We start from the raw sequence: 23769 nt of genomic DNA on the forward strand, positions 1-23769 counted from the left end.
TGACGTAGGCCACGCTCAACGAAAAAAGCGGAGAAAAGGTCCACGCATGGGCGGAACTAAGCCAGGCAGGAACGAGCCCTGCCCGTGTGGAAGCGGCAAGAAGTTTAAGCGCTGCCACGGCGGCCCCAATGCCGACTATGAAGAGATGATCTCGCTAGGCGCCGAGGAAGCTCAGCGCAGGGCCGAGATCCATTGGATGCAGCAGCAGCGACAGCAAGGCCTCGGTCGTCCCATCATCGCCGCCCAGACAGCCGGTAAGCGGATCGTCGCTGTGGGCCATCGTCTATTTCAAGGCGCATGGCCAACCTTTCATGACTTCCTTTATAGCTACATCTTCGATGTTCTGGGGCGCGACTGGTTCGAAGCCCAGACGCAGCTGGAACAGATCGAACGCCATCCTGTCATCGAGTGGCATGAAAGGCTCTTGGCGGCGTCCAAAGCCGCCAACCTAGCGGCTGGCGAGACACGCCAGACGCCGATGACCGGCGCGATCAGCGCGTTTCTGACGCTGGCGTATGACCTCTACACCCTGGAACACAACAATGATCAAACGCGCACCCCTGAGCTGCGGGAATCACTGATTGGTCGTTTGAAGAGGAAAGATCAGTTCATCGGGGTGCGTTATGAGATCCGTGTTGCGGCCATGCTGTTGCGAGCCGGGTTCGAGCTCGAATGGGAAGATGAAACCGATCGCCGATCCAAGCATGTGGAATACACCGCCACTTATCCGTACACCGGCAAAGCCTTTGGCGTCGAGTGCAAGATCCGAAACCAGGATGCTGCGAAGAAGGCCAACCAGTATCTTGGGAAGTTTGCTGGGCTGGTTAGCGATGCGCTGAGGAAGACGACGCCACATGACCGTTTGATCTTCGTTGATTTGAACACGCAGGCCTATCCTTATGTTCCGGGCGGGCCAAATGATTGGCGAACGATCAGCATCAATACAATTCGAAAGTTCGAGGGACAACCCAAGGCAGCGACCCTGCCGCCCGCCGTGGTGTTCATCACCAACTACCCGGACCATCACCACTTGGACAGTCAGGTTCCCGATGCGGGAGCGACCGTTGAGGGGTTCAAGATCGATGACTATCGGACCGGTCGGTTGCTGACGCTGTCACAGAAGATTGAGATGCGCGCACGTAATCCTGAGGTCGAGGCACTCTTGGCTTCGATCCAAGAACATTTCGACCTGCCTTCCACATTTGAAGGGGAAATTCCTGGGCTGCCGTCAAACCGCCTGCTCATCGGGCACCGCTATCAGATGGACGATGGTGCGGTGGGCACCTTGGAAGACGCCTGCGTGATGGACGACAACGGCAAGGTCGCGTTGATTATTGATCGGGACGAAGGCGGACGAGCGATCTACACCAACCAGCTCTCACCTGAGGAATTCGCTGCTTGGAAGCGCTATCCAGAGACCTTTTTCGGGCAGATCCGCCAGAGACCGGGTCCGATCAATGATCCAATTGAACTCTATGACAGCCTGAAAGCTACTTACGTCCGCACCCCCAAGGAACAGCTCCTTCAATTCATGGGGGAACATGGCGACCGCTTTGCCGCACTCACGCAGCCCGAGCTGTTGGACGTTTATGTGCAAGGCATGGTGAACTCTGTGATGGAGCGGGCGGGGCCGCAAGAAGTCCCGGTGCACATCCAAAGAATGAAGCCGCCGCCGAACCGGGCAGTTTAGGCAGTAAGCCGCCTAGATAAGCGACGCGCGCGTGGGATGAATGATGAATCCCCGGGCGCGGACTTCGGCTTTGGCCAGTTCGCGGGAAATCAACAGTTGATGTCCGCTCTTGGCCGGAAGCGGACGTCCGGTACCACCGTCGGCCATGTTTTGCGGCACGATGCCTACGGTGCTAAGCGTACGTAGCGGGCTATACGGGCTGCCAGACTAGGTGTAGTAGGGAGAAGCCCCGGCCCAGCTTTGCCGCTTGCTCAAGGCGGCGGCCTATCCTGCTGCTGAGCGGCATCCGTTGCCGGTGCGAAGGCCTTTGCTTCCGGGGCACGAACATTCTGACCAGTCTCTCTGGCAGGGGAAGTCAGCATCTTCATGCATTTCTTGTCAGAAAAGTCTGATAGCCAAGCGTGCTCGAAGAGGTCGTCGGCAGACAACCAGGTCAGCGAACTGCATGGCGTGTAGCGCGGTGGCAAGAACTCCGATCGCTCAGCCTAGTTGGGGCTAGCGGTCGTTCACCGATCAACGCTTCTGCTTACCCTTGCCCTTGAACTCAGCTATGAGGCGTGCGAGCTCGTCATCTTCCGCGTAGAAGTAAGCCACTGGCAGGTTGAGGACTTTTGCCAACCGCTGCAGAGTCTGCAGATCGGGTTGATGCACGCCAGTCTCATAGCGGTTCACGCGAGTGCTGGCGACAAACTCATCCAGCCCAGCCCGGATGCCCAGCGCCCGCTGTGAGATGCCATGCGCATCACGTGCCTCGCGCAGCCGACGGCTGTAGACCGGAAGCGAACCCTTGTCAGCCACGCGCGGGTGCGTTCTGAAGTTCCATCGAAGGAAGCATCCAGATACGCGGGCCAACGCGATACTACGATAAACGTAATTTAGGATCGGAGCTAGATTTGGAACGCGCTGCCTAACGCGCTTCTGCGCTGAAGGGACGGCGCGCACGGCCGCCCTCATAGAGCGGCGATCCCTGATCTGGAATGGAAGGCAACTGCTACAAACGTTTCATCCTCGCAATGAGCGCCTCGGCATCGGCTTTCCTCTTTGCAGGTTCATCACTGCGAGCAGCCGCCGCGATCGACGCTGCTTCTTCATCATCTTCGGTAAAGAAGTAGATGAGCGGTAGCGCTAGCACCCGAGCGAGTCTCTTCTGCAATCCCGGCCTCGCTTGGTGCCTCCCGTTCTCGTAGCGACTGATCGTCACCCCTGCGCCGGAGTAGTCGAGTCCTGCTGCCACCCCCAGCTCGGGCTGACTGAACCCGTAGCTCTTTCGAGCTTGGCGTAGACGCCGCCCGTAGAGCTTCTCGGCTTCCTGTGAGCTCATGCCTGCATACCTTCAAGGGATACGCAGGAGCTTCCGAGGCATTGGTTGACACGGATACTACGTAAAACGTAATATTCAGGAAGCTACGATTAACGTAGCATCTGGCGTTTTTTTGCTTGGCGTTGGGCTTCCAGAGGATGGGGGAGCATAACGGCATGGAACTGCGGATTTTTAGGGAGTTTCTGGCTTATCTCGAGGCTTGCTGTAGGCAAGTTCTGCACTTCATTCGAAGCAGACAGAGGATCAATCATGAAGAGCGGTGCTTTAAGCGGCGTTTTGGGAATCCTGCTACTCGTGACGCCGATTGCCCATCCTGCTGCAGCTGCGAACGCTACGCAGGAAGGTGATGTGGACGTGGCAGGACGAAAGATCGGGCTGTCGAGCGAGGCTGATGCTTCAACCGAAGCAAGCGATGCGCGTACGACGCCGACAGAGTTGGAGCAAGTCACCGTCACCGGCACCCGCATCCGCGGCGGCACCTCGCCGTCCCCGGTCATCACCGTCGGCAGCGAGCGCATCCGCGAGGAGGGCTTCAACGACCTGGGCGAAGTCATCCGCAGCGTGCCGCAGAATTTCTCGGGCGGGCAGAACCCGGGTGTACTCCCCGGCAACCTGGCTGGGGCCGGGCTTTCGAACAACAACCTCACGGGCGGTTCGGGCCTCAACCTGCGTGGGCTGGGGCCGGATGCCTCGTTGACGTTGCTCAATGGCCGGCGCATGTCCTACGGCGGCTTCGTGCAGGTGGTCGACATCGGATCGATTCCCGTCCAGGCGGTGGACAGGATCGAGATCGTGGCCGATGGCGCGTCGGCCATCTACGGTTCCGATGCGGTGGGTGGGGTGGGCAACGTGCTGTTGCGACGGGACTTCGACGGGGTGGCTGTCGGGGTGCGCGTGGGCGACACCGCCGGCGGCGGCATGGGCACGCGGGAATATTCAGCCACGGCCGGCAGCGTCTGGTCGGGCGGTGGCGCCATCCTCGCGTTCAAGGATGCATCGGTCGACCCGATCTATGCACGGCAGCGCGACTACACCGCGCACCTGGTGCATCCGACCACGATCTATCCCGGCAGTGACCAGCGCAGTGGGGTGCTGAGTGTCTCGCACGCCTTGGGCGAGGTGGCCGAGTTGCGACTGGATGCGCTGCGCAGCCGGCGCGACCAGGCCTACAACTACTTCCTGAGCAACCGCATCACGTTCGTCACCGCAACCACGCGCAGTGCCTTGGTTGCGCCCAGCCTTGCATTCCATCTGCCGGGCGACTGGACGATATCGCTCGCGGCCACCGGCGGCGAGGACGAGCATCGCCAGGCGCAGTCACGGCTGACGCTGGCAACCGGTGAGACCATACAGCAGCTGGACCTGTGCTACTGCAACGAGAGCAGTGCCTACGAGGTGGGCGCAGAGGGGCCGCTGTTCGCACTGGCGGGCGGGGATGCGCGGCTGGCTGTGGGGGCAGGGTACCGGCGCAATGCGTTCCAGCGCTTCGACTACGCCGCCGGTGCAGCGAACATCGATGGTGACGAAAGCAGCCGGTTCGCCTATGCCGAGGCGAGCTTTCCGCTGATCACGGGTGGTGCAGCCGGCATGGCGCCCCGGTTGGCGCTGACGGCGGCCCTGCGGCGGGAGGACTACGGCAGCCACGGCAGCGTGACCACGCCCAAGGCGGGCCTGGTGCTGCGGCCCGGCGAGAGCGTTTCGCTCAAGGCGTCATGGGGCGAGTCGTTCAAGATGCCCACGCTGTTCCAGCGCTATCAGGCCCCGGCGATCAACCTGACCCGGCCGGGGACGTATGGCGGTACGGGCTATCCGGAAGACGCGCAGATGCTGACGCTGGGTGGCGGCAATCCGGATCTAGAGCCCGAGCGTGCGCGGACGTGGTCGGCATCCGTGGCCTTCCATCCCCGTGCACTGCCGGGGCTGGAGGCGGAGGTGACGTGGTTCGACATCGACTACAGCGACCGCGTGGTCGAGCCGATCACCAACTACGCCGCCGCACTGGCTGATCCCGCCTATGCGCCGTATATCGTTCGCAATCCGTCGCCAGCGGAGCAGTCGGCCGCATTGGCCGCTGCGCACAGCGTCAACAACCTCATCGGTGTGCCCTATGACGCGAGCAAAGTGGTTGCACTGATGTACGCGCGCTACGTCAATGCGAGCCACCAGCGGATCCGGGGCCTCGACCTGGGCGGCTCGTACCGGCTGGACACCGGCACGGGACGATGGACCTTGCGTGGTGCCGTGACCTGGCTGGACAGCTCACAGCAAGTGGCGGGATCGCTCGATGCGTACGACCTCGCGGGCACGCTGCATCATCCGGCGAAGGTGACTGCGCGGCTCGGTGCGGCGTGGAGCCAAGGCGGCATCACCGCGTCCGCGTTCGGCAACTACGTTGGAGGCGTGACCAATACGCTGGACGGGCGTGATGGTGGCTCTTTCACCACGATGGATGCCAACGTGCGCTATGCCACGGGAATCGGGGAGGGCCCTTGGGCTGGTATTGAAGTCTCATTGTCGGCGCACAACCTGTTCAACCGCGCGCCGCCTCTCTACGCCACACCGCCCAATGCCGCGGTCTATCGCGCGCCCTACGACTCGACCAACTACTCGGCGATCGGCCGTAATCTCGTCCTGTCGGTGTCCAAGCAGTGGTAGGGCTGGGGCGAGAAGCCCGGGTTGCCCGGGCGTCGGCGGTGCCGGTTCCGTGCGGCGTGCTTGCCGTGAAGGGCCTGGTCATGCTCGCCGCCATGGCGGCATGGCTGGCGGTGAGCCAGCCATCGCATGCGCTGACGGTCTCGCCGCGTCGCCTGGTGGAAGTGGCCGACATCGGGCCGCCCGTCGTCTCGCCGGATGGCCGATATGTGGCGTTTCGCGTCGAGCGGGCATCGGTGGAACGCAACGACTATGACTCCGCGTGGTACGTGCAGGACATGGAAGACGCGGCCCGAGTCGTTCGCGTGGGTGATGGTGGCGTCCCGCTGCGCGATTCGGCGGGCATCTCGCTGTCGGCCAGGGCCGAGTGGTCGCACGATGGAAGATGGATCTACTACCGCGCCTTGCTTGATGGACGCATCGAGGTCTGGCGAGCAGCGAGCGATGGGTCCGGTGCAAGCCCGGTGACAAGCGATCCGGCGGACGTGCATGAGTTCCACCTCAGTGCGGATGGACGCGAGTTGCGATACAGCGTAGGTGCCACCCGCGAAGACATCGTGGCCGCCGAGCAGGACGAGTATGCCCTCGGGACCAGGATCGATGGGACAGTGCCGCTGGGGCAGGGCTTTTATCGGTCCGGTTTCGTCGACGGACGGCTCGCGACCCAGCGCTTCGGAAAGGTGTGGTTTGACCGCGCTTCCTTGCTGGCGGACGCGCCGCGGCGCTGGCGTGTCGTCCGGCTTGCAGAGGGCGAACGACGGGAACTGCTCGCTGCCCAAGATGAGCCGCACGCAGCCTCGGCACCGGACAATGCATGGAAGTTCTCCCGCGATCCGCGTACCGGGCGAATCGCGCTGTTGACCCGTGTCGGCGAGAGGAACGGGCTGCGGGACAAGCCGGGGGTCGAACTATCGGTGTTTCGTGACGGTGCGGCAGGCGCAGCCATCGAATGTGCAGACCGGCGCTGCGTGGGGCGGGCGATCACCAGCCTGCAATGGAGGCCGGGAAGTGACGAGGTGCTGTTCACAGTCACTGATCCGGATGAAGGCCTGGCCCAGTCGATCTATCGGTGGAATGTGGAAACGGGTGCGGTGCGGCCGATTGTGCATGGTCGCGGTTTGATCAATGGAGGACGTGACGCATCGAGTCACTGTGGCGCTTCCGCGCAGGCCCTGGTCTGCGTGGTGGCGGAGGCGGGGGATCCGCCCAGGTTGGAACGGATTGGAATAGAGGACGGTGAGCGGCACGTCATGTTCCAGCCGAATGCCGCGCTTGCGCACGACATGCGGCAGGTGCCGGTGCGGCTGCTGCGGTGGGTGGACGCGAAGGGCGCGACCTTCACGGCACAGTATTTTCCGGCTTCCTTGAAGAAGGGGAAATCGCGCGCGCCGCTGTTCGTGAGCTACTACAGGTGCCATGGGTTCCTGCGAGGAGGCATGGGGGACGAGTGGCCGCTTGTTTCACTGGCTGCGCACGGCATCGCGGCGCTGTGCATCAACGCGGCGCCGTACAGGTTTGATGCATTGGAGAGGTATGGGAATGGTCTGTCCGCCACCGAAAGCGCTGTCGATCTTCTTGCAAAGCGCGGTGAAATCGATCCCGCGAAGGTGGGGTTCGGTGGGCTGAGCTTCGGGAGTGAGGTTGCCTTGTGGCTGGCCACGGAGTCGGACCTGCTCGCCGCGATCTCGGCGAGCAGCCCCGTGATCTCTCCGAACTACTACGTCTTCAACATGATGAAGGGCGAGCAGTTCCTTGCCGGGCTCGGTGAGTATTGGCAGTTGGGGACGCCGGAAGAAACCCCGGCGCGATGGAAGGAGATTTCGCCCACGTACCGGATGGACAGGATCAAAGCGCCTATCCTCTTCCAGATGTCGGAGCAGGAGTTCCGCCACGCCGTCGACTATGTGGTCCCGCTTGTAAGTGACGGACGTGCGGATGCCTGGGTATTTCCGCATGCGCCTCACCAGAAGTTCCAGCCGAAGCACAAGCTGGCAGTTTACGAACGCAATCTGGACTGGTTTCGATTCTGGTTGCAGGGCGTCGAGGATCCGGCGCCCGGGAAGGCGCGGCAGTACGAGCGCTGGCGCGCCATGCGCGACAGGCAGATGATTCGGACAGCGGGGTTGGCCGACGGGTCGGATGATCAGGCGTGGTGACGCACCCAGTTCTCCACCATGCAGAGATCGAATACCCGAAGAAGCGATTTGTTCGCCGGGGTTGACTCGTCGTCGAGCAGCACGCGAAGCGCATCGGTGTCCAGCATCCCGCGCGCTTGCAGCTGGCCATTGAGCAGGAAGTCACGAATTCCGGACCTGTTGTGGCGATAGATGGCGCCGGAGTAGCCGATGAACGTCCCCTTGCTTCTTCGGGCGAGCACCTTCCGCGGCAGGAGATCGCGGAAGGCGATTCTGGCGACTGCCCGGTTCTGTCCACCCGTGAACCACATCCAGCTTGGAACGCGCAGGCACGCCTCCATCACCGGCTGCGAGAGCAGCGGCATCCGGTAGGGACGCCTTGCGCCGCGCGCAATGCCCTCCCGGAAGAGCTGGTTTCCGGCCAAACCGAAAACTCTCTCCGCGTCACCGGGCAATGCGAAGAGTGGCTGCGAGAACCAGGGATGCATCTCGACAGGTTGCGCCTCGCGGTGCCTGCGCAGGAATGAGTGGTCCCCGCTCGATGGAGGCTTGGGAGCAGAAAGCAACTTCTTGGCGGCCAGCGTTCCGGCCTTCCAGAGCGTGCATCCATGGACGGTCGAGAGGGCGCGGATTGCAGTCGCTCCTTTCCGAAGGCCGCCCTCACGCAGGGCGTCTGCAATCGGAGCGGCGCTGCGGATATAGCCGAACACGGAATCTCCTCCTGCGCCGGAGTAATGGCTGGTCACCTGTTCGGACCGGGCGGACGCTTCCATCACCGCGTCCACTGCGTACTGGAGTGCCCATACCCTGGGCCTGACCGCACATGGGGGAGGAGGGAAGCTGTAGCGGGCATCTTCGATGCACAGCTCCCGGACAAGGAGCTTGGCGCCGATGGTGTCGGCGACTGCGCTGGCGTAGTCGCATTCAACGGCGCCCGGGACCGGTGTGCTCAAGTTGCAGCAAACGATGCGCGCGTTTGCGCCCCGCAGGCAGGCGCCGATGATTGAGGAGTCCAGTCCGCCGGAGAGTTCGAGGAGGGCCGACCCGTCGATGTTTGCCAAGGCGGCCGTTACCGATGTGATGGCCCTGCGGACATCGGATGCTGCTTCTACGGGAGCGTCGTGACGAAAGTCGGCAGCCACGAACTTCCACGGCGTCCATTCCTCGCCGAGGACCGGACGTGACCGTCCAACACGCAACGACATGCCGGGCAGTAGTTCCAGGAGTCGAGACAGCCCCGTTTGTTGGGTCTTGAGGTGAGTGTGCTGGAGGGAGAAGCCGATGTACTCCCAGTCCAGCCGTGGCTCGTAGTTGCCCAATGCGGTGGCCAAGGGGATGTCCGAGGTGACGAATCCGCCTTCCTCATCCGACGCGTAGATACAAGGAACTGCACCGGACGGGTCTCGCATGACGAGAACAGAGGATTCGTCGGGTTGAGGTTGGCACAGAATGTAGTCGCCCCAGCATTGTTCGAGGATGTAGTGGCGGACTTCTGCCGACCCCCTCAGATTCGGGAAGTCGCGTGGCCCGAGGAGCCTGTTTCCATTTCGGTGGAACAGTTGGCCGATGACGAGGCCACCCTCAGGAACTCCGGCTGTAGGCGTATGCGCGGACACTAGCAGTGACGCGCCGCCGGGCAGGTTCTCTGCCAGAGGGTGCAGTCCAACGGAGCGAGCCCTTGCCTGCGCGGCCTCATTCGCAGTGGTGTCGCGCGCGCTCCCCCACATCAGGATGTAGCGGCTGCAGGTCAGAGCATCCATATGGGTGTATGGGCATGTGCGGTTCCGACGGTATCGTTGAGGACGGCGTCGCCCGACTGCACCCAGCAATGTGCGGAGAACGGATCGGAGGCGACCGCGAAGACGAGATTCGCGTGCAGCCCACGATTGGCGAGAAACTTGAGCATCGAGATTGAGTCGAGCAGGCAGATTGTGTCGATCGGCGAGAACGCACGCGCACGCATGAACGTTGCGGACGCCCTGTGCAGGCTGACCGGTTTCTGATCCTTCACGATGCGGGCTGCACGGGCGATGCGATGCCTGCGGTATGTCGCCGTCTGAGCTAGCACGGCTTTCAGGCGGTTTCGTTTGAGCTGTCGGCGTGTTGCGTAGGTGATCATCAGTACCTCCGCAGATGCCAGAAATCCAGGCATCTCGTCGCCATCTGTCTCTTCAAACGCGCTTCGAGTGACGCGGGCGATTGAGGCGGGCCGGGGAGCGACATCGGGCTGCATTGTTTCTTCGAGGATGTGCTGCTCGGCGAGGCGCCGGATCTCTGTTTCGTCTGCGCCGTTTCCATCCACTAGTGAGGCGAACGCATGCTCCTGCGCTTCCTGCAGGCGGAAGTAGCGGTCCTTGCTAACGTCCAGGAAGACGAGCCTGCCGTCTACACTGCAGAACGACAGGTCCTCATGAAGCTTCCATCCCATGGTCTTCTCCGATGACATGGGGCGCGCAATGAAGCGCGCCCCATGAGGGACTTCAGTCCTCGGAGATCCCGATTCCCATCTCCTGGCCTTCCGGCTCTCCGGTCCCTGCCACGCCCTTGGTCTCGACGCTGGCGACGCCGAGCTCGATCACGTCGTTGAAGCGGGCGGTGCTTTCGTTGCTAGTCTTCATGTCCGTCTCCTGCTGGTTGCGTCATGGGGCTCCATGACGGCTTCAGCGTAGGAGGCAAATTTCCTGATCTTCAAATGATCTTTGGCTGATCATCAGATGATCATTCGTAACTGTGACATCCGTCGCGGGTGCGTCGAGTGGCTTCATCAGCCGTGCTCATTGCAGGCGCTCGTGCCGCTGCTTGAGCGTCACCACAATGCACGGAACCAGCTGCTTGCGACGCTCGTGATAGTGGCGCAACGCCGCTTTCAGGCTTGGCCTGTCGCGCTGCTGCCAATGCCGGTTCAGCTCGACGATCTCCTCGAAGGCCCCATCGATCAGGCCGCGCTTGGCCCTGCGGATCGGGGCGAGCCGGCCGTTCATGCGCCCTATCGCCTCGTGCACGAAGGTGTGGGCGGTGGCATGGCCAATGGCGTCGAACAGTTGCCATGTCATCTCGACGGGGTCTTCGTTGGCCGAGGCGATATCGGGTTGGCGTACGCGCTCGGGAAGCCTGTTGGCGATGCCGATGTCGCACGCCATCAGCAGCAGGCGCTTCATCCAGTCGTAGGCGTCGCGCAGTTCGACTTCGGTGGGCAGCGGGAGGTACGCGCCGCCGCGGGGGTGGTGCTCGAGGAGGCCTTTGCCGACGAGGCGCTCCAGCGCGAGGCGCACCGGCATGAGGCTGGTGTCGAACTCCGCGGCCAGCGAGGCCGGATCGATCCGGTCGCCGGGCAGGTAACGCCCTGATCGCAGCGCCCGCCGGATCTGGTCCTGCAACTGCACGCTCTTGGTGTGGAATGCGCTCATGGCAGACCTCCGTATCCGCAAATGGCGGGATCTAATCTGAGGTCGTTGGCGATTCGATGCTGAGATACGGGTCAAGTTTTTGAAGGCTGCGGCGTAAGACGGATCTGGGCTGGCGCGCAGAAACCGCCCCTAGCTAATCATTCAAGCCGATGCCGCTTCGCGGCACGACTTACCTCTGGTGTTGGGCGTTCCTTCTTACTGATCGGATACGCGGCCGACGATCCACTCGATGATCGCATCGAATCTCTCCTGATCGAGCGCGTGTCCGCGGTCGACGCGGAGCTCGGTGACGAAGTCGCCGGCGACCTTGGCCACGACCTGATCGGCATCCCGCGAATACTTGTCCTGGGTCCCCGACACCACCATGGTCGGCCGAGGCCCGATGGCGGAAAGCACATCGTGTGTGTCGATCTGGCGAGCGAGCCCGGGCACGGCTTCGAAGAGGGTGACCCCGGTGCCTTCCCGGCGGCGCGTCTCGAAGCTGCACACGGCACCGCTGATGCATGCGAACCTGCAGCGCGCATCGACTGCCGCGTGGTAGAGCGCCGTGTAACCACCGTACGAATGTCCTGCCACGCCCACGCGCCGCTCGTCCAACTCAGCGGCCTGGAGCAGAACGCTCAGGGCCCGTTGGGCGTCATCCAGGCACTTCCTCATCAGCAGGTCGCCATCCAGCAGTCGGTAGCTCATGGCGTTGTAGTGCTGAAGCCAATCGTAGTAGTCCGGCTCCACCCCCCGCACCGCGGCTCGACGATCCTCGAAGGTGATGGCGTCCGGGGCCAGGACTGCCAGGCCTCTGCGCGCGAGTGCCGGCCCGAAGGCCTGAAACGCGTCGCCCACCACGCCGGCGACCTCGCTCTTGCCGAAGTGGAGCTCGCCATTGTGTTGATGAAAGACGACCACGCCGCCGAGCGTGTCGCGGCCTCTCGGCGTGAACAGGAAAGCCGGAATGAGGTCGCCTTCGAGTCCCCGATACTCGATCCGTTCCCGGTCGAAGCCGTCGTCCGCTTCGACCTCGCCTCGCTGGAACCCCACCGGCACCGGGTCCGCAAGCTCCAGGCGTGCTCGAAGGGTCGTGGCGAGGTCGGTCATCGTCTGCAATGGTAGTCCGCGATCAGGATGGCACGTAAGCCGCCGGCCGCTCCCCGAGAGCTGGCTTGCCATACAGCACGCACATCATCTCTGGCTGGCGCGGCAACACGCTGATTTCTCCGAAGCAAACCCCCGGCTTTGCCGGGGGACTGCCAGAGGTTTGACCTTTCCAGCAGTCGGCTTTGAAGCCCCTCTCCCTCCGGGAGAGGGGTTGGGGTGAGGGTACGGCGAAGTCGCGGTGGTTCAGACCTCTACTCTTTCGCCGTACCCTCATCCGGCCCCCCGACTAAAGCATTCGGGGGCAGGCTCTTCGGGCCACCTTCTCCCGGAGGGAGAAGGAAATGCGTCTGCCGCCTTCAGGCGGCGCATGCTTTGATTGGCCCCTTTGAGGGGCTCACCTCTAAAGCCCCCGGCTTTGCCGGGGGATATGTACTCTCAACGGGCGGGCGTCGTCCTGGACGGCATCGCCCGCGGGGAGCAGGCGATTGCCGAGGGCCGCGTGGCCACTCATGCGCAAGCCAGAAAACGGCTCGCGCGATAGCTGGAGCGGCCGGTCCGCGTTGCACGTGTCGAATTCCGGCCACCCCGCGCGTCGTACTCCAGAGGGACGTCCTCGGCAACCCAGCGGAGCGATGCATGCCAGCACTCGAACGGCTTCAATGGTCGGTGGACATCGCCGCACCGGCTTCCAGGATCTACCAGATGTTGGTCGGGCCCGAGAGCTACGGGCAGTGGACCTCGGCCTTCGGCGATGGCCTGTACTTCGAGGGCTCGTGGGAGAAGGGCCAGCGAATCCGGTTCCTCACGCCGAGCGGCCATGGGGTGCTCTCGGAGATCGCGGAGAACAGGCCCGGCGAGTTACTCTCGATCCGGCATCTGGGCTACATCGACGACGACGGGGTCGAAGACACGAGCAGCGAAGCGATCCTCACCTGGGTACCCGCTTACGAGAACTACGGCTTCACCGCCATACCTGACGGGACCAGGCTCACCGTCGAGCAGGACATGACGGAGGATTTCGCGAGCATGGTGGATACCTGGCCGAAGGCACTGGAACGGCTGAAGGCGCTGTGCGAAGGTCCGATCAAGTCATCGCCGCTCGGCGGTGCGGGCCAGATCCAACGTTAGGGAAGGCCTGAATAATTGCCGTCATCCCCGCGAAGGCGGGGATCCAAGGACGTTAAGCCGTTGAAAATCAAAGTCCATGGATTCCCGCTTTCGCGGGAATGACGATCAAGAGCCGAGTTGTTCAGAGGTTCCTTAGGTCTCCATCTACGTGAAAGCTCCGGATGGACCAACTCGACCGCGGGGTACGCGCTGGCTACTGCTTTTTGGGCCTGCATACCAAGTTGACCGCCATGTGGCAAAGAGGGGCGGGTTGTCGTCGCGAGAGACTCGGGGAATTCTGCTCATCTGCGTTCTCATGATTCTTGCGCTTATTGCCTTCTTTCTAGGCTGGCTCTGAGCCGCAAGGGTTTGTCGGCAGCAAGTGAGAGGAGGCGTGTATGGCGATCCTGAGGGAATGGCGAGCGGAGATCCGGCGCGAGCTCGCCGATGAGTACGTGGAGTACGTGGAGCGCACCGGCATCGCGGCCTATCGCGAAACGCCCGGCAACCTGTGGGCCGGCGTCGCCGTCCGCGATCTCGATGACCAACGCACCGAGATCGTGACGTTGAGCCTGTGGGTATCACTGGACGCCATCGCGGCGTTCGCGGGCGAGCCGATCGACCGCGCCCGCTATTTCCCCGAGGATGACCGGTTCCTGCTCACCCGGCCCGAGCGGGTCCAGCACTACCGCTATCGGGGCGCCGGCTTGCCGTCGGCGGGGGCCGCATCGGCCTGATCGGCCATCCAGCATTCGCCTTCACTGCGGCCTTGCCGGGAGCTATCGCGGACGGCTGCCAGGCTTGTCCCCTCGATTGACGACCCGCGGCACGGAGCGCAGAGTTCCAGCAGGCGCCATCGAGGGCCTGGCTGTGGCTGGTGCGGGCCGCAGGGCCGGAGTCGCGCAAGCAGAACCGGGGTGCTTCATGAACGATCTCGCTTCGACATTCGCCTCGTTGTCCAAAGTGCTTCGCAAGCACGCCGGCGGCATGTCCATCAAGACCGACGTTCCCGGCCACTTGTACGTGGAACTGCCTCCTGCCAGGCCCAAGGACAAGCCCAGGTTCTTTGGCGCCGTACAGGTGAAGAAGTCCTACGTCAGCTATCACCTCATGCCGATCTATGAAGATCCGGGCCTGTTGGCTGGCGCCAGTGACGCGCTCCGCAAGCGAATGCAGGGCAAATCGTGCTTCAACTTCTCGACAGCGGATCCGCAGCTTTTCGAGGAACTGGATGCGCTGACCGGGCGATGTGCGGCGGCAGCCAAGTGACCGTGCGGCCCGCACCCATGCGGTCGTTCAAAACGATCCCGCTTCGCGGGTGGACTTGACCGAGGCGTCTCGCCGCCGCAACGCGCTTCGGGCTCATCGGTACGGCCGCGGCCCACGCCAGACCAGTTCCCCGCGCCGGTAGACCTGCTGCACGGTGATGACCTCGCGCGCGTCGCCATCGCTATGCGGCAAAGTCCAGCCAAGCGCGGACAGCCAGTCGAGGCAGGCGTCTTCAAGGTGGTTCCCGTTCACAGGACGAATCCCGATTGACGATGGTGCCGGATGGAAATGGCGTAGACGGTGTCGCCCTCGATGGCATACAGCACCAGGTAATCGCCGAGGATGTACTCGCGCACCTCGCCCGCGGCGCCCAGCCGCACGCGCACCTGTTCGTGCAATGCCCGCGCCTGCGCGGTGGCGGGACGATGCAGCATGAAATCGCGACCGATGCGCGGGTGCTCGCGCAGCAACGCAGGCAGGTGTTCCAGCACGATGTCGGCCAACTGCGACGCGGCCTCGGGCGCATCGCCGTCCAGCAGGAAATCCAGCGCCTGCTGCAGCGTCGACTCGAACTGCTGCGTGAACCGGAAGCGCACGCCCCGCCTTCCGGCTATTTCGCCAGCCTGCGCGCCAACTTGCGCTTCAGTTCGGCAGGCGTGGTGGTGCGACCCTCGCGCACGTCCTCCAGCCCCTTCACCGCATCGCCCAGCAGATCCTGGTGCAGCAGTTCGCGCTCCAGGCGGTGGTAATAATCCAGCTTGCGCGCATCCACCAGGGCCACGTAGCCCTCGCCGTTGCGGGTGATGATCTTCTCGCGCCCCCCACGCACCTCCTCGGCCAGCGCGGTCAACGACGCCCGCACCTTGCTCAGCGGCACGATGTCTTCACTGGTGATGGTCATGACGGGCTCCAGATCACAGAAACGTTAACGGATACATTAATCTCGGGATGGACCGACTTCAAGCGTGTCGGTGCCAGACCAGCCGCCAGCACGCCCAGGCGAAGGCGGCTTTCGCCTGATCGACGTCATCGGCGTCTCGCCGCTGCAGCGCGCTTCGGGCTCATCGGTACGGCCTCGGGCCGGTCCAGACCCTTTCCCCGCGCCGGTAGACCTGCTGCACGGTGATGACCTCGCGCGCGTCGCCGATGTTCACCATTTCCGGGTCCCTCGGGTCGAGCAGGCGGCACGGGCCGGATTCGCGTTTGAGCGCGGTTTCAAGCGGGCAGACCATGTACTGCCGCGTGCCGGGCAGGGGCAGGAAGAGTTCGGTCATGCCCTGGTCGCGCCAGGCGCGCAGGCGGCTCTCGCTGCGCAGGTCGTAGACGACCTGGTAGCCGCCCACTTCCAGGTTGGGTTCGGAGCCGGACGCGTTGTACCTGCGGCCGCGCTCGACCGCGGGGCTGCGAGCCGGACCCGCGTTCACCGGGGCGTGGTCTTCGATCAGCATGCCCGGCGGCTGTCCCCAGGTGGGCGAGCGGCGGTGGCTGGTCGGGGGCGGGCTTGTGGCGGGGGCCGGTGGGGCCGGGCGCTGCGCGGGCCGGGGAATGCGGGAAGGGGTCGGCGCGTTCGATGTGGCCGCCGTGTCGGCAGGCAGCGGATCCTCGGCCTGGGCCACCTGCGTGGCCTGGATGCGCGGGGCGGCGGGGGGCGCCTCGGTGGGTTCGTTCGCGGCCGCGGGGTCTTCGGGCGGCACCTGCTCGGGTTGCGGCGGGCTCTCGCCGATGAAGTTCACCTCCACCCGGCTGCCGCCGGCGGCGTCGCCTTGCGGCGTCGACACGGTGATCGGGGGCGACAGCATCGCGATGAGCAGGACCAGCAGATGCAGCAGCGCGCTGCCGAGCGCGGCGATCCACGGCTGCAGGCGTTCGATTTGGTGGTTTGCCCCGGCACCCGCTCGGGTAGCTGCCCGGCTCATGCCGCCGGGGGGGTGTCGGATGGCGCCGCGAACCTCCGCGCGAACGCCGCCACCGCATCGCGATTGCGCGCGGCCAGCCCGCGAAGCGCTTCGGAGCCGATGCGCCGGTCGCCGGCCACCTGCTCCCAGAAGGCGCCGGCGATCGCTGCCGCGCACGCGATGTGGTCCCGTTGACCGGTACGCTCCGGGACGCCGGGCTCGACCACCACCGCCGGGCGCACCACCCCCGCGCGGGAGGGCGCCAGGTACATCGGCAGCATGTCGTAGGCCGGCGTCAGCGTGAGCGGCCCTTCGTCGACCAGGCGGAAGCCGAGGTTGCCCGGGTGCATGTCGCTGTTGCCGATCAGGCGGCCGAACCAGTACAGCACCGCCATGTGCGCAGCGGTGGCGTCGTCGATCCAGCGCAGCGCGGCCAGCTGTTCGCCGGCCTGGCTCCAGTCGCGGCCGTCGTCGCCGACGAATGCGCCGTTGAGCGCCAGCAGCGAGACGAAACCGCGGCGGCCGAGGCTGTCGGGCGTCCGGTCGAAGCGCTCCACCTCGAGGAACTGGTGGCCGCCGGTCTCGATCAGCTCGGCCTGGGCGGCGGGAATGCCGGCCGTGTGCAGGCACTGCAGCGCGAGGTGCTCGCACACCAGCAGGTCGATCCGGCGCCGCGCTGCCGGGTCGTCGCCGGCAACGGCGAACTTCACCAGCGCGGCGTAGCGCCCGCCGGTGGTGGCGACGGTGGCGGTGAACTTGGGCTGATCGCCACCGGGCGACGACCCGATCTCTTCGCCGGCAAGCGCGGCCTCGGCCCACTGCGGATAGCGGGCGGCGCGGTCACCGGCCGCCACGGCGTCGGAGGGCGCGTCCAGATCCGCCAGGGCCTGCTCGACGGCGCGGCTGCCCAGCAGCAGGTCGCCGATGGCGGTGCCACCGGTGAGGGTCATGGCGAGCAGGTTGTCGCGCAGCTGCCAGCGGTTGAGATCCACCGGCACGCCCAGCCGCGGGCCGCGCCGATGGGCCAGGCTGCGACCGAGGAAGCCCTGGGGCGGCAGGTCATCCAGGAACCAGGGCAGGCCGGGGAAGTGGCCCGGCACGCCTTCGACCGGCCGGGTGAGGTTCGGCCGCTCGCCTTCGGGCAGGAACTGGAACCGCTCGCCGCGCAGCAGGGACAGGGTGCCCAACTCCTCCAGGGTGGCGTCCGGCCGCATCCGCCACAGCGGCCAGGCGTCGCCGGCATCGGTGCTGGCGCGCGCGACGTAGGCCGTGGCCCGCGCCCGTCCGATCCGCAGCACCTGGTCGCCGGCTTCCCTGACCAGGCGCGAGAGCACGGGCCGGGTCACGCCCAACGCCTGCAGCAGGCGGGACGCAGGCACCGCCTCGCCGCTGGTGAGCAAGGCCAGCAGGTCGGCGACGGTGGCGGAGGGCGGACGGGGCACGGAAGCTTCCGTTTCTTTACGATTGTCAGACGATACTGCGGACCTTGGGTGCCGTCAATCGCCCAAGCCATGCGTTTCTATGAGGAGAGTCGCCCTTGTTTCTTTACGTTTTTGAAACGAGCAGCTTAGGGGGGCGGAGGAATTAACTTGGATACGCCCCCTTAATTACGTACGTCCCCTTGTGGCGTGCTCACGACAAAACAGGGCACCCCTATTGACACATTTTGATAATTAGCTAATTATCGCAACATGAGCCAGGTGTTCAAAGCCCTTTCCGATCCCACCCGCCGGCGGGTGCTTCAACTCCTGCGCGACGGGCCGATGAGCGCGGGCGAGCTGAGCGACCGGTTCGATGTGTCCAAGCCGACGATGTCGGCGCACTTCGCCGTGCTGAAGGAGGCCGACCTGGTGCACGCCGAGAAGGCCGGCAAGTCCGTCATCTACCACCTGAAGCTCTCGGTGCTCGAGGAAGCGCTGCTGGGCTTCGTCCACTCCGTCGGCGTGGGCGCAAAAGCGCCGAAGCCGGAGAACAAGAAGGAGGTTCCGCGGTGAACAGAGAATTGATCGGATACTTCGCCTGGGCCCTCGGCATCGTCGCCGTGGCGCTCGGCGCGAGCTACGCGCGCAAGCTGGGCTACATCGACGGCGAGACGACCACCCGGGTAGTGATCGGCCTCAACGGGCTCATGATCGCCTGGATGGGCAACAGGATGCCCAAGGCCGTCGCCCCAAGCGCCAGGATCCGCCAGGTCAAGCGGGTCGGCGGCTGGTCCATGGTGCTGAGCGGGCTCGTCTATGCCGGGCTCTGGGCGTTCGCCCCGGTCCCGGTGGCGGTCGCTGGCGGGTCGGCGGCGGTCATCGCCGGGATCGCGGTGACGCTCGGCTATTGCCTGCGGCTGCGGGCCAAGGCGAAAGCCAAAGCCGCCTGACAGGCGTCCGCTCTCGCGTCGGCGGAGGACTGAGCCGAGGCAAGGGCGCACCATGCCCGAGCGCGCCCCCCGCGCCCTCATCCGCCTTCGGCGCCCCGGACCAAGTTCCGAGGCGGGCGCTTCTTCCGCAGGCGGGAGAAGGAACGGCAAGGTGCGCGCCGCCACCGCTCATTCCATCAGCGCGTCGAGCGCCCAGGTGTCGAGGAAGGCGACGACGCGGACGATCCTGCCGCCCTCCAGCACCATGTGCCACGCGTAGTGGTTGGCGTAGGAGCTGCCGTCGCGGGCACGGGCGGTGCCGCGCCAGATCGCCACCACGGCGCTGCCCTGCGCGATCACGTGTTCGACCTCGGGCACGATCGGTGTGGCCAGGCGCGCGGTGATCGGCTGCACCGCGCGTTCCATGAAGTCCTGCTTCGAGCGGTAGGTGCCCGACACCGGGCTGCTGCCGGCCACCGTCCATTCCACATCCTCGGCCAGCAGGTCGAACACGCTGCCGGTCCCCGCGCGCCAGTCGTCGAACGCCGCGCGCACCAGCGCGGCGTTGTCGTGCCCGGACGAGGTTGCGGCCCCGCCCGCATGGGCGGGGGCCAACAACGCGAGGCACAGCAGCGACGCACCGGCGGCGCGTAGCGGCCACGGGCCGGTCTTCATGCGCTCGTCCCGCAACCCGTGCCACCCCTGTGGGAGCGACGGCAGTCGCGACGGCGCGCCCGCCTGACGCCCCCGCAAGGCGTTGGCCCGCAACGCGCCGCGGCCGCCGCGGCCGCTCACGCCGGACTCCGCACGTGCCGCACCACGATGTCGGTGGTGTCCACCTCGGCCGGCTGCGCGATCGCATGCGCGATGGCGTTGGCGATCGCCTCCGGCTTGAGCGCGATCTGCCGGAACCGGTCGATCGCCTGCGCCGTCTCGTCGTGGGTGATGGTGTGCGCCAGCTCCGATTCCACCGCGCCCGGGTACACGCAGGTCACGCGGATCGTGTCGCTCTCCATGCGCAGGCCTTCGGAGATCGCGCGCACCGCGTACTTGGTCGCGCAGTACACCGCGGAGGTCGGCATCACGAACAGCCCGGCGATCGAGGACACGTTGACCACGTGGCCGTGGCCTTGGCGCTGCATCGTCGGCAGCACCGCGGCGATGCCGTGCAGCACGCCGCGGATGTTCACGTCGATCATCGTGTCCCACTCGTCGACCTTCAGCGCCGCCAGCGGCGACAGCGGCATCACGCCGGCGTTGTTGACCAGCACGTCGATGCGGCCGAAGCGCGCCAGCGCGTCGTCGGCGAAGGCCTGCACGTCCTCGCGGCGGGTCACGTCCAGCGCGCGGGCGACCGCCTTGCCGCCGCGCGCAGCGATGTCCGCGGCCAGCGCCTCCAGGCGCTCGGCGCGGCGCGCGCCCAGCACCACGGTGGCGCCGCGCTCGGCCAGCAGCCGGGCGGTGGTCTCGCCGATACCGCTGCTGGCACCGGTGATCAGCACGATCTTGTCGTTGATGGTGTCCATGGGGTCTCCTCGGTGGTGGGAAGGGCGGCCCGTCGCCGCCGGATCCACACCGTATCGGCCGGGCTGCGTCGAGAGAATCCGCCGGACACTGGATGCATTGGTTAGACTCGCTAACCAATGGCCCCTGACCTCAACCTCCTGCGCATGTTCCTGGCCGTGGCCGAGGCGGCGAGCTTCCGCGCCGCGGCCGATGCGCTGGGTGTCACCCGCTCGGCGGTCAGCCAGGGCATCCGCCGGCTGGAGGACGGCCTGGGCGTGGCGCTGGTGCAGCGTTCCACCCGCAGCGTGCGCCTCACCGAGGCGGGCGAGCGCCTGCACCGGCAGGTGGCCGGGCCGCTGCGCACCGTGGGCGCGGCGCTGGAGGAGGCGGTGGACGACGGCCCGCCGCGCGGCCTGCTGCGCGTCAACGTGTCCTCGATCGCCGAGCGTTTCCTGTCCGGGCCGCTGGTGGCCAGCTTCGCCGAGGCGTATCCCGGCATCACCCTGGACGTGACCGTCAGCGACGACGCGATCGATCTCGTCGCCGCCGGCTTCGACGCTGGCGTGCGCCTGGGCGAGGTGATCGAGCAGGACATGGTGGCCGTGCCGCTCACCGGCCCGCAGCGGCAGCTGGCCGTGGCCGCGCCCGCGTACGTGCAAGCGCACGGCACGCCGCGACACCCGCGTGAGCTCGCCGCCCACCGCTGCATCGGCTGGCGCCCGGCGCCGGGCGTCGCGCCCTACCGCTGGGAGTTCAGCGAGGGCGGCCGCGACTTCGACGTGGCCGTGGACCCGCAGGTCACCACGAACGATTTGCGCCTGATGCTGCGCACCGCCCTGGCCGGCGGCGGCATCACCTTCGGCCTGGAGGAGAACTTCCGGCAATGGGTCCGGTCGGGCCAGCTGGTTCCGATGCTCGAGGACTACCTCACGCCGTTCGCGGGCTTCTTCCTGTACTTCCCCAGCCGCCACAACCAGCCGCGCAAGCTGCGCGCGCTGGTGGAGCATGTGCGCGCGTTCCGGGACGCGGGTTGAGGCCCGCTGGGCAGCGTGTGCAATGCGCGGCGTGTGAACGCGAAGTAGGCGCGCGCAGGGCCGACAGGTGCCGGGAGACGCCGATGGACAGCGGGGCCGCGGATTGACACCATCGGGCCAGGGGCGAGCGAGAACGGGGGAGAGGGATGGGTTGTTGCAGGATGCTGGCCGGCCTGATCCTGGCCGGGTCGATGCCGTGGGCGGGCGCGCAGCCGAAGGCGGTCGATCTGACGCCCTATCTGAAGCAGGACGCCTACGAGCGGGTGAAGATCTCGCCGGACGGGGCCAACTACGCGGTCACCGTGCCGCTGGAGGACCGCACCGTGCTGGCGATCGTCCGCCGCGCGGACATGCGGCCCACCACCAAGATCACCGGCCGCAAGGACTCGGTGGTGGACGACTTCTGGTGGGCCAGCAACGAGCGCGTGGTCGTGTCGATGGCGCAGAAGCGCGGCTCGCGCGACCAGCCGGTCGCCATCGGCGAGCTGCATGCGGTGAACGCCGACGGCATGCATCCCAAGCTGCTGGCCAGCCCGTACGGCGTCAACGACGATTCGGGCAATACCGCCAGCTACAGGTCCGAACTCGAGCAGGCGGTGTACATGCTCGATACGCTGCCGGACGATCCGCGCAACATCCTGGTCTATGCGATGCCGTTGACCAGCGATCCGTACATCCACATCGAGCGGCTGGACATCTACAGCCGGCGGCGCACCCCGGTCGCCAGTGCGCCGGTGCGCCGGGCCAGTTTCGTCGCCGACGCGCAGGGGCAGGTGCGTTTCGCCCATGGCGCGGACACCGACAACGTGTCCAAGCTGTTCTATCGCGATGCCCGTGGCGAGCAATGGCGCCTGGTCAACGACCAGGACGCCAGCGGGCATCGCGAGTTCCCGCTCGGTTTCAGCGCGGACGGCGGCGTTGCCTACCTGCAGGTCGAGCGCGCCTCCGGGCCGGACGCGCTGGTGTCCTGGGACCCGGCCACGGGAACCTATACCGAGCTCATGCGCGACGAGGTGGTGGACCCGTACCGCATCCTGTACGACCTGGACGGCCGCACGCCGATCGGCGCGTCGTTCATGACCGACCGCATCCGCAACCGCTTCTTCGACGAGACCGCGCCGACCGCGCGCTTCTACCGCAGCCTGCAGCAGGCCTTCGACGCGGACGCGGTGTACATGACCTCGGCCACGGCCGATGGCCGCCACGTATTGCTGTATGTCTGGAGCGATCGCAACACCGGCGACTACTTCCTGTTCGACACGGTGGAGCAGAGGGCCGAACGCGTGTTCAGCCGCCGGGAATGGTTCGCGCCCAACGCCGTGCCGCCTTCGAAATACATCACGTTGTCCGCCCGCGACGGCAGGATCCTGCACGGTTATCTCACCGAACCGATGGAGGCCACAGCCGGGCCGCGGCCGATGGTGCTGCTGCCGCACGGGGGGCCGTTCGGCATCTTCGACGAGTGGGAGTTCGACGACGATGCGCAGATCCTGGCGGCGGCCGGCTACGCGGTGCTGCGGGTGAACTATCGCGGCTCCGGCAACTACGGCCGCGAGCACACCGTGGCCGGCCTCAGGGAGTGGGGCGGCCGCATGCAGGATGACCTGACCGACGCCACGCACTGGGCCATCGAGCAGGGCATCGCGGATGCCTCGCGCATCTGCATCTACGGCGCCAGCTATGGCGGCTATGCCGCGCTGATGGGCGTGGCCAAGGAGCCGGGCCTGTACCGCTGCGCGGTCGGTTACGTGGGCGTCTACGATCTCGAGCTGATGCATCGTGACGCCTCCCGCCGCAGCCGCTCAGGCAGGACTTGGGCATTGGAGTGGATGGGCGAGCGCAATGCGCTTGCGGAGCGGTCGCCCAGCCGCCTGGCCGACCGGATCGAAGCGCCGGTGTTCCTCGCGGCCGGCGGGAGGGACGAGCGCGCGCCGATCAAGCACAGCAAGCGCATGGAGAAGGCGCTGAAGGAAGCGGGCGTGCCGGTGGAAACGCTGTACTTCCCGAACGAGGGCCATGGCTTCTATACCGAGCCGCACCGTCGCGAGTACTACACGCGCCTGCTGGACTTCCTGGCCCGGCACCTGGGAGGTGCGACGGCGCAGCAGTGAGCGGACTCGGTCGATGCCGCCCGGCGCGTCGACCGCCCGGATGCCCGGCCAGCTGGCGCAGCTGTCCGATCATCCACGACAGCGCCGTTCGCCGGCTTCTTCCTGTACTACAACCAGCCGCGCAAGCTGCGCGCGCTGCGAGAGATGGATCGGAAAACGGGAGGCAGGCGCATGCGGCGGGAGCCGCGAGCGATTCCGCT

General features: G+C 65.7%; 24 protein-coding genes. 10 read left to right on the top strand and 14 right to left on the bottom strand.

What is annotated here, in order from left to right; all coding sequences use genetic code 11:
• The first annotated feature begins 46 nt into the window (after positions 1-46).
• The gene (locus U3649_RS03490; protein ID WP_407353501.1) at positions 47-1690 is read left to right on the top strand and encodes a YecA family protein; all 1644 of its coding nucleotides are present in this window, start codon (positions 47-49) and stop codon (positions 1688-1690) included.
• A 513-nt stretch (positions 1691-2203) separates the two neighbouring features.
• Here the strand turns inward: U3649_RS03490 and U3649_RS03495 are convergent.
• A complete protein-coding gene (locus U3649_RS03495; RefSeq protein ID WP_407353502.1) occupies positions 2204-2488 on the bottom strand; it encodes a helix-turn-helix domain-containing protein in 285 nt (94 codons plus the stop codon).
• Positions 2489-2681: 193 nt separating this feature from the next.
• Positions 2682-3011 carry a helix-turn-helix domain-containing protein gene (locus tag U3649_RS03500; RefSeq protein ID WP_407353503.1) on the bottom strand — a complete coding sequence of 110 codons (330 nt, stop codon included), beginning with the start codon at positions 3009-3011 and terminating at the stop codon, positions 2682-2684.
• 249 nt (positions 3012-3260) lie between these two features.
• Here U3649_RS03500 and U3649_RS03505 point away from each other — a divergent pair, with 249 nt between their 5' ends.
• Positions 3261-5666, top strand: a complete 2406-nt coding sequence (locus tag U3649_RS03505; protein WP_407353504.1) for a TonB-dependent receptor plug domain-containing protein — start codon at positions 3261-3263, stop codon at positions 5664-5666.
• Positions 5667-5731: 65 nt separating this feature from the next.
• A complete protein-coding gene (locus tag U3649_RS03510) occupies positions 5732-7819 on the top strand; it encodes an Atxe2 family lasso peptide isopeptidase (protein ID WP_407353505.1) in 2088 nt (695 codons plus the stop codon).
• On the opposite strand, the gene U3649_RS03515 is transcribed toward U3649_RS03510, so the two are convergent.
• The 5 genes from U3649_RS03515 to U3649_RS03535 all read right to left on the bottom strand — a co-directional run bounded on the left by U3649_RS03515 (position 7807) and on the right by U3649_RS03535 (position 12297).
• Positions 7807-9558, bottom strand: coding sequence for an asparagine synthase-related protein (locus U3649_RS03515; protein ID WP_407353506.1), 1752 nt, complete (start codon positions 9556-9558; stop codon positions 7807-7809). The genes U3649_RS03510 and U3649_RS03515 overlap by 13 nt on opposite strands.
• Positions 9546-10226 carry a lasso peptide biosynthesis B2 protein gene (locus tag U3649_RS03520; RefSeq protein WP_407353507.1) on the bottom strand — a complete coding sequence of 227 codons (681 nt, stop codon included), beginning with the start codon at positions 10224-10226 and terminating at the stop codon, positions 9546-9548. The genes U3649_RS03515 and U3649_RS03520 overlap by 13 nt, the downstream gene beginning before the upstream one ends.
• Positions 10227-10278: 52 nt before the next feature.
• Positions 10279-10416, bottom strand: coding sequence for a benenodin family lasso peptide (locus U3649_RS03525; RefSeq protein ID WP_407353508.1), 138 nt, complete (start codon positions 10414-10416; stop codon positions 10279-10281).
• A gap of 156 nt (positions 10417-10572) precedes the next feature.
• Entirely contained in the window at positions 10573-11205 is a 633-nt protein-coding gene (locus U3649_RS03530; RefSeq protein WP_407353509.1) for a GntR family transcriptional regulator, read from the bottom strand.
• Between the two features lie 195 nt (positions 11206-11400).
• Positions 11401-12297, bottom strand: a complete 897-nt coding sequence (locus U3649_RS03535; RefSeq protein WP_407353510.1) for a dienelactone hydrolase family protein — start codon at positions 12295-12297, stop codon at positions 11401-11403.
• A 636-nt stretch (positions 12298-12933) separates the two neighbouring features.
• Between U3649_RS03535 and U3649_RS03540 the strand changes: the two genes are divergently transcribed.
• From U3649_RS03540 to U3649_RS03550, 3 genes are all read left to right on the top strand, one after another.
• Positions 12934-13425 (top strand): SRPBCC family protein, encoded by a 492-nt coding sequence (locus U3649_RS03540; RefSeq protein WP_407353511.1) that lies wholly within the window; start codon positions 12934-12936, stop codon positions 13423-13425.
• A 377-nt stretch (positions 13426-13802) separates the two neighbouring features.
• Positions 13803-14141 (top strand): hypothetical protein, encoded by a 339-nt coding sequence (locus U3649_RS03545; protein ID WP_407353512.1) that lies wholly within the window; start codon positions 13803-13805, stop codon positions 14139-14141.
• 187 nt (positions 14142-14328) lie between these two features.
• Positions 14329-14673, top strand: coding sequence for a hypothetical protein (locus U3649_RS03550; protein WP_407353513.1), 345 nt, complete (start codon positions 14329-14331; stop codon positions 14671-14673).
• Positions 14674-14766: 93 nt separating this feature from the next.
• Here the strand turns inward: U3649_RS03550 and U3649_RS03555 are convergent, their stop codons facing one another.
• The 5 genes from U3649_RS03555 to yjjJ form a co-directional block, all read right to left on the bottom strand.
• On the bottom strand, positions 14767-14925 hold the full coding sequence (locus U3649_RS03555; RefSeq protein WP_407353514.1) for a hypothetical protein: 159 nt from the start codon (positions 14923-14925) through the stop codon (positions 14767-14769).
• Positions 14922-15269: a type II toxin-antitoxin system RelE/ParE family toxin gene (locus U3649_RS03560; RefSeq protein ID WP_407353515.1), complete on the bottom strand. Its 348-nt coding sequence runs from the start codon at positions 15267-15269 to the stop codon at positions 14922-14924. Before U3649_RS03560 ends, U3649_RS03555 begins: the two co-directional genes overlap by 4 nt.
• A gap of 14 nt (positions 15270-15283) precedes the next feature.
• Positions 15284-15574 (bottom strand): type II toxin-antitoxin system Phd/YefM family antitoxin, encoded by a 291-nt coding sequence (locus tag U3649_RS03565; protein ID WP_407353516.1) that lies wholly within the window; start codon positions 15572-15574, stop codon positions 15284-15286.
• 160 nt (positions 15575-15734) lie between these two features.
• The gene (locus tag U3649_RS03570) at positions 15735-16589 is read right to left on the bottom strand and encodes a type II toxin-antitoxin system RelE/ParE family toxin (protein WP_407353517.1); all 855 of its coding nucleotides are present in this window, start codon (positions 16587-16589) and stop codon (positions 15735-15737) included.
• Complete coding sequence (yjjJ, locus tag U3649_RS03575) at positions 16586-18010, bottom strand: type II toxin-antitoxin system HipA family toxin YjjJ (RefSeq protein WP_407353518.1); 1425 nt, start codon at positions 18008-18010, stop codon at positions 16586-16588. Before yjjJ ends, U3649_RS03570 begins: the two co-directional genes overlap by 4 nt.
• 249 nt (positions 18011-18259) lie before the next feature.
• Here yjjJ and U3649_RS03580 point away from each other — a divergent pair, with 249 nt between their 5' ends.
• Both U3649_RS03580 and U3649_RS03585 read left to right on the top strand, forming a co-directional pair.
• The gene (locus U3649_RS03580; RefSeq protein WP_149195424.1) at positions 18260-18562 is read left to right on the top strand and encodes an autorepressor SdpR family transcription factor; all 303 of its coding nucleotides are present in this window, start codon (positions 18260-18262) and stop codon (positions 18560-18562) included.
• Positions 18559-18939, top strand: a complete 381-nt coding sequence (locus tag U3649_RS03585) for a hypothetical protein (protein ID WP_407353519.1) — start codon at positions 18559-18561, stop codon at positions 18937-18939. Before U3649_RS03580 ends, U3649_RS03585 begins: the two co-directional genes overlap by 4 nt.
• Positions 18940-19107: 168 nt before the next feature.
• On the opposite strand, the gene U3649_RS03590 is transcribed toward U3649_RS03585, so the two are convergent.
• Positions 19108-19593: a nuclear transport factor 2 family protein gene (locus tag U3649_RS03590; protein ID WP_407353520.1), complete on the bottom strand. Its 486-nt coding sequence runs from the start codon at positions 19591-19593 to the stop codon at positions 19108-19110.
• Positions 19594-19709: 116 nt separating this feature from the next.
• Entirely contained in the window at positions 19710-20444 is a 735-nt protein-coding gene (locus tag U3649_RS03595) for an SDR family oxidoreductase (protein WP_407353521.1), read from the bottom strand.
• A gap of 117 nt (positions 20445-20561) precedes the next feature.
• Between U3649_RS03595 and U3649_RS03600 the strand changes: the two genes are divergently transcribed.
• Positions 20562-21458 (top strand): LysR family transcriptional regulator, encoded by an 897-nt coding sequence (locus U3649_RS03600; protein WP_407353522.1) that lies wholly within the window; start codon positions 20562-20564, stop codon positions 21456-21458.
• A 161-nt stretch (positions 21459-21619) separates the two neighbouring features.
• Positions 21620-23569 (top strand): alpha/beta hydrolase family protein, encoded by a 1950-nt coding sequence (locus U3649_RS03605; protein WP_407353523.1) that lies wholly within the window; start codon positions 21620-21622, stop codon positions 23567-23569.
• The last annotated feature ends 200 nt before the right edge of the window (positions 23570-23769 follow it).

The sequence above is a fragment of the Luteimonas sp. R10 genome (assembly GCF_045689605.1).
In the GTDB taxonomy this organism is placed as follows: domain Bacteria; phylum Pseudomonadota; class Gammaproteobacteria; order Xanthomonadales; family Xanthomonadaceae; genus Luteimonas.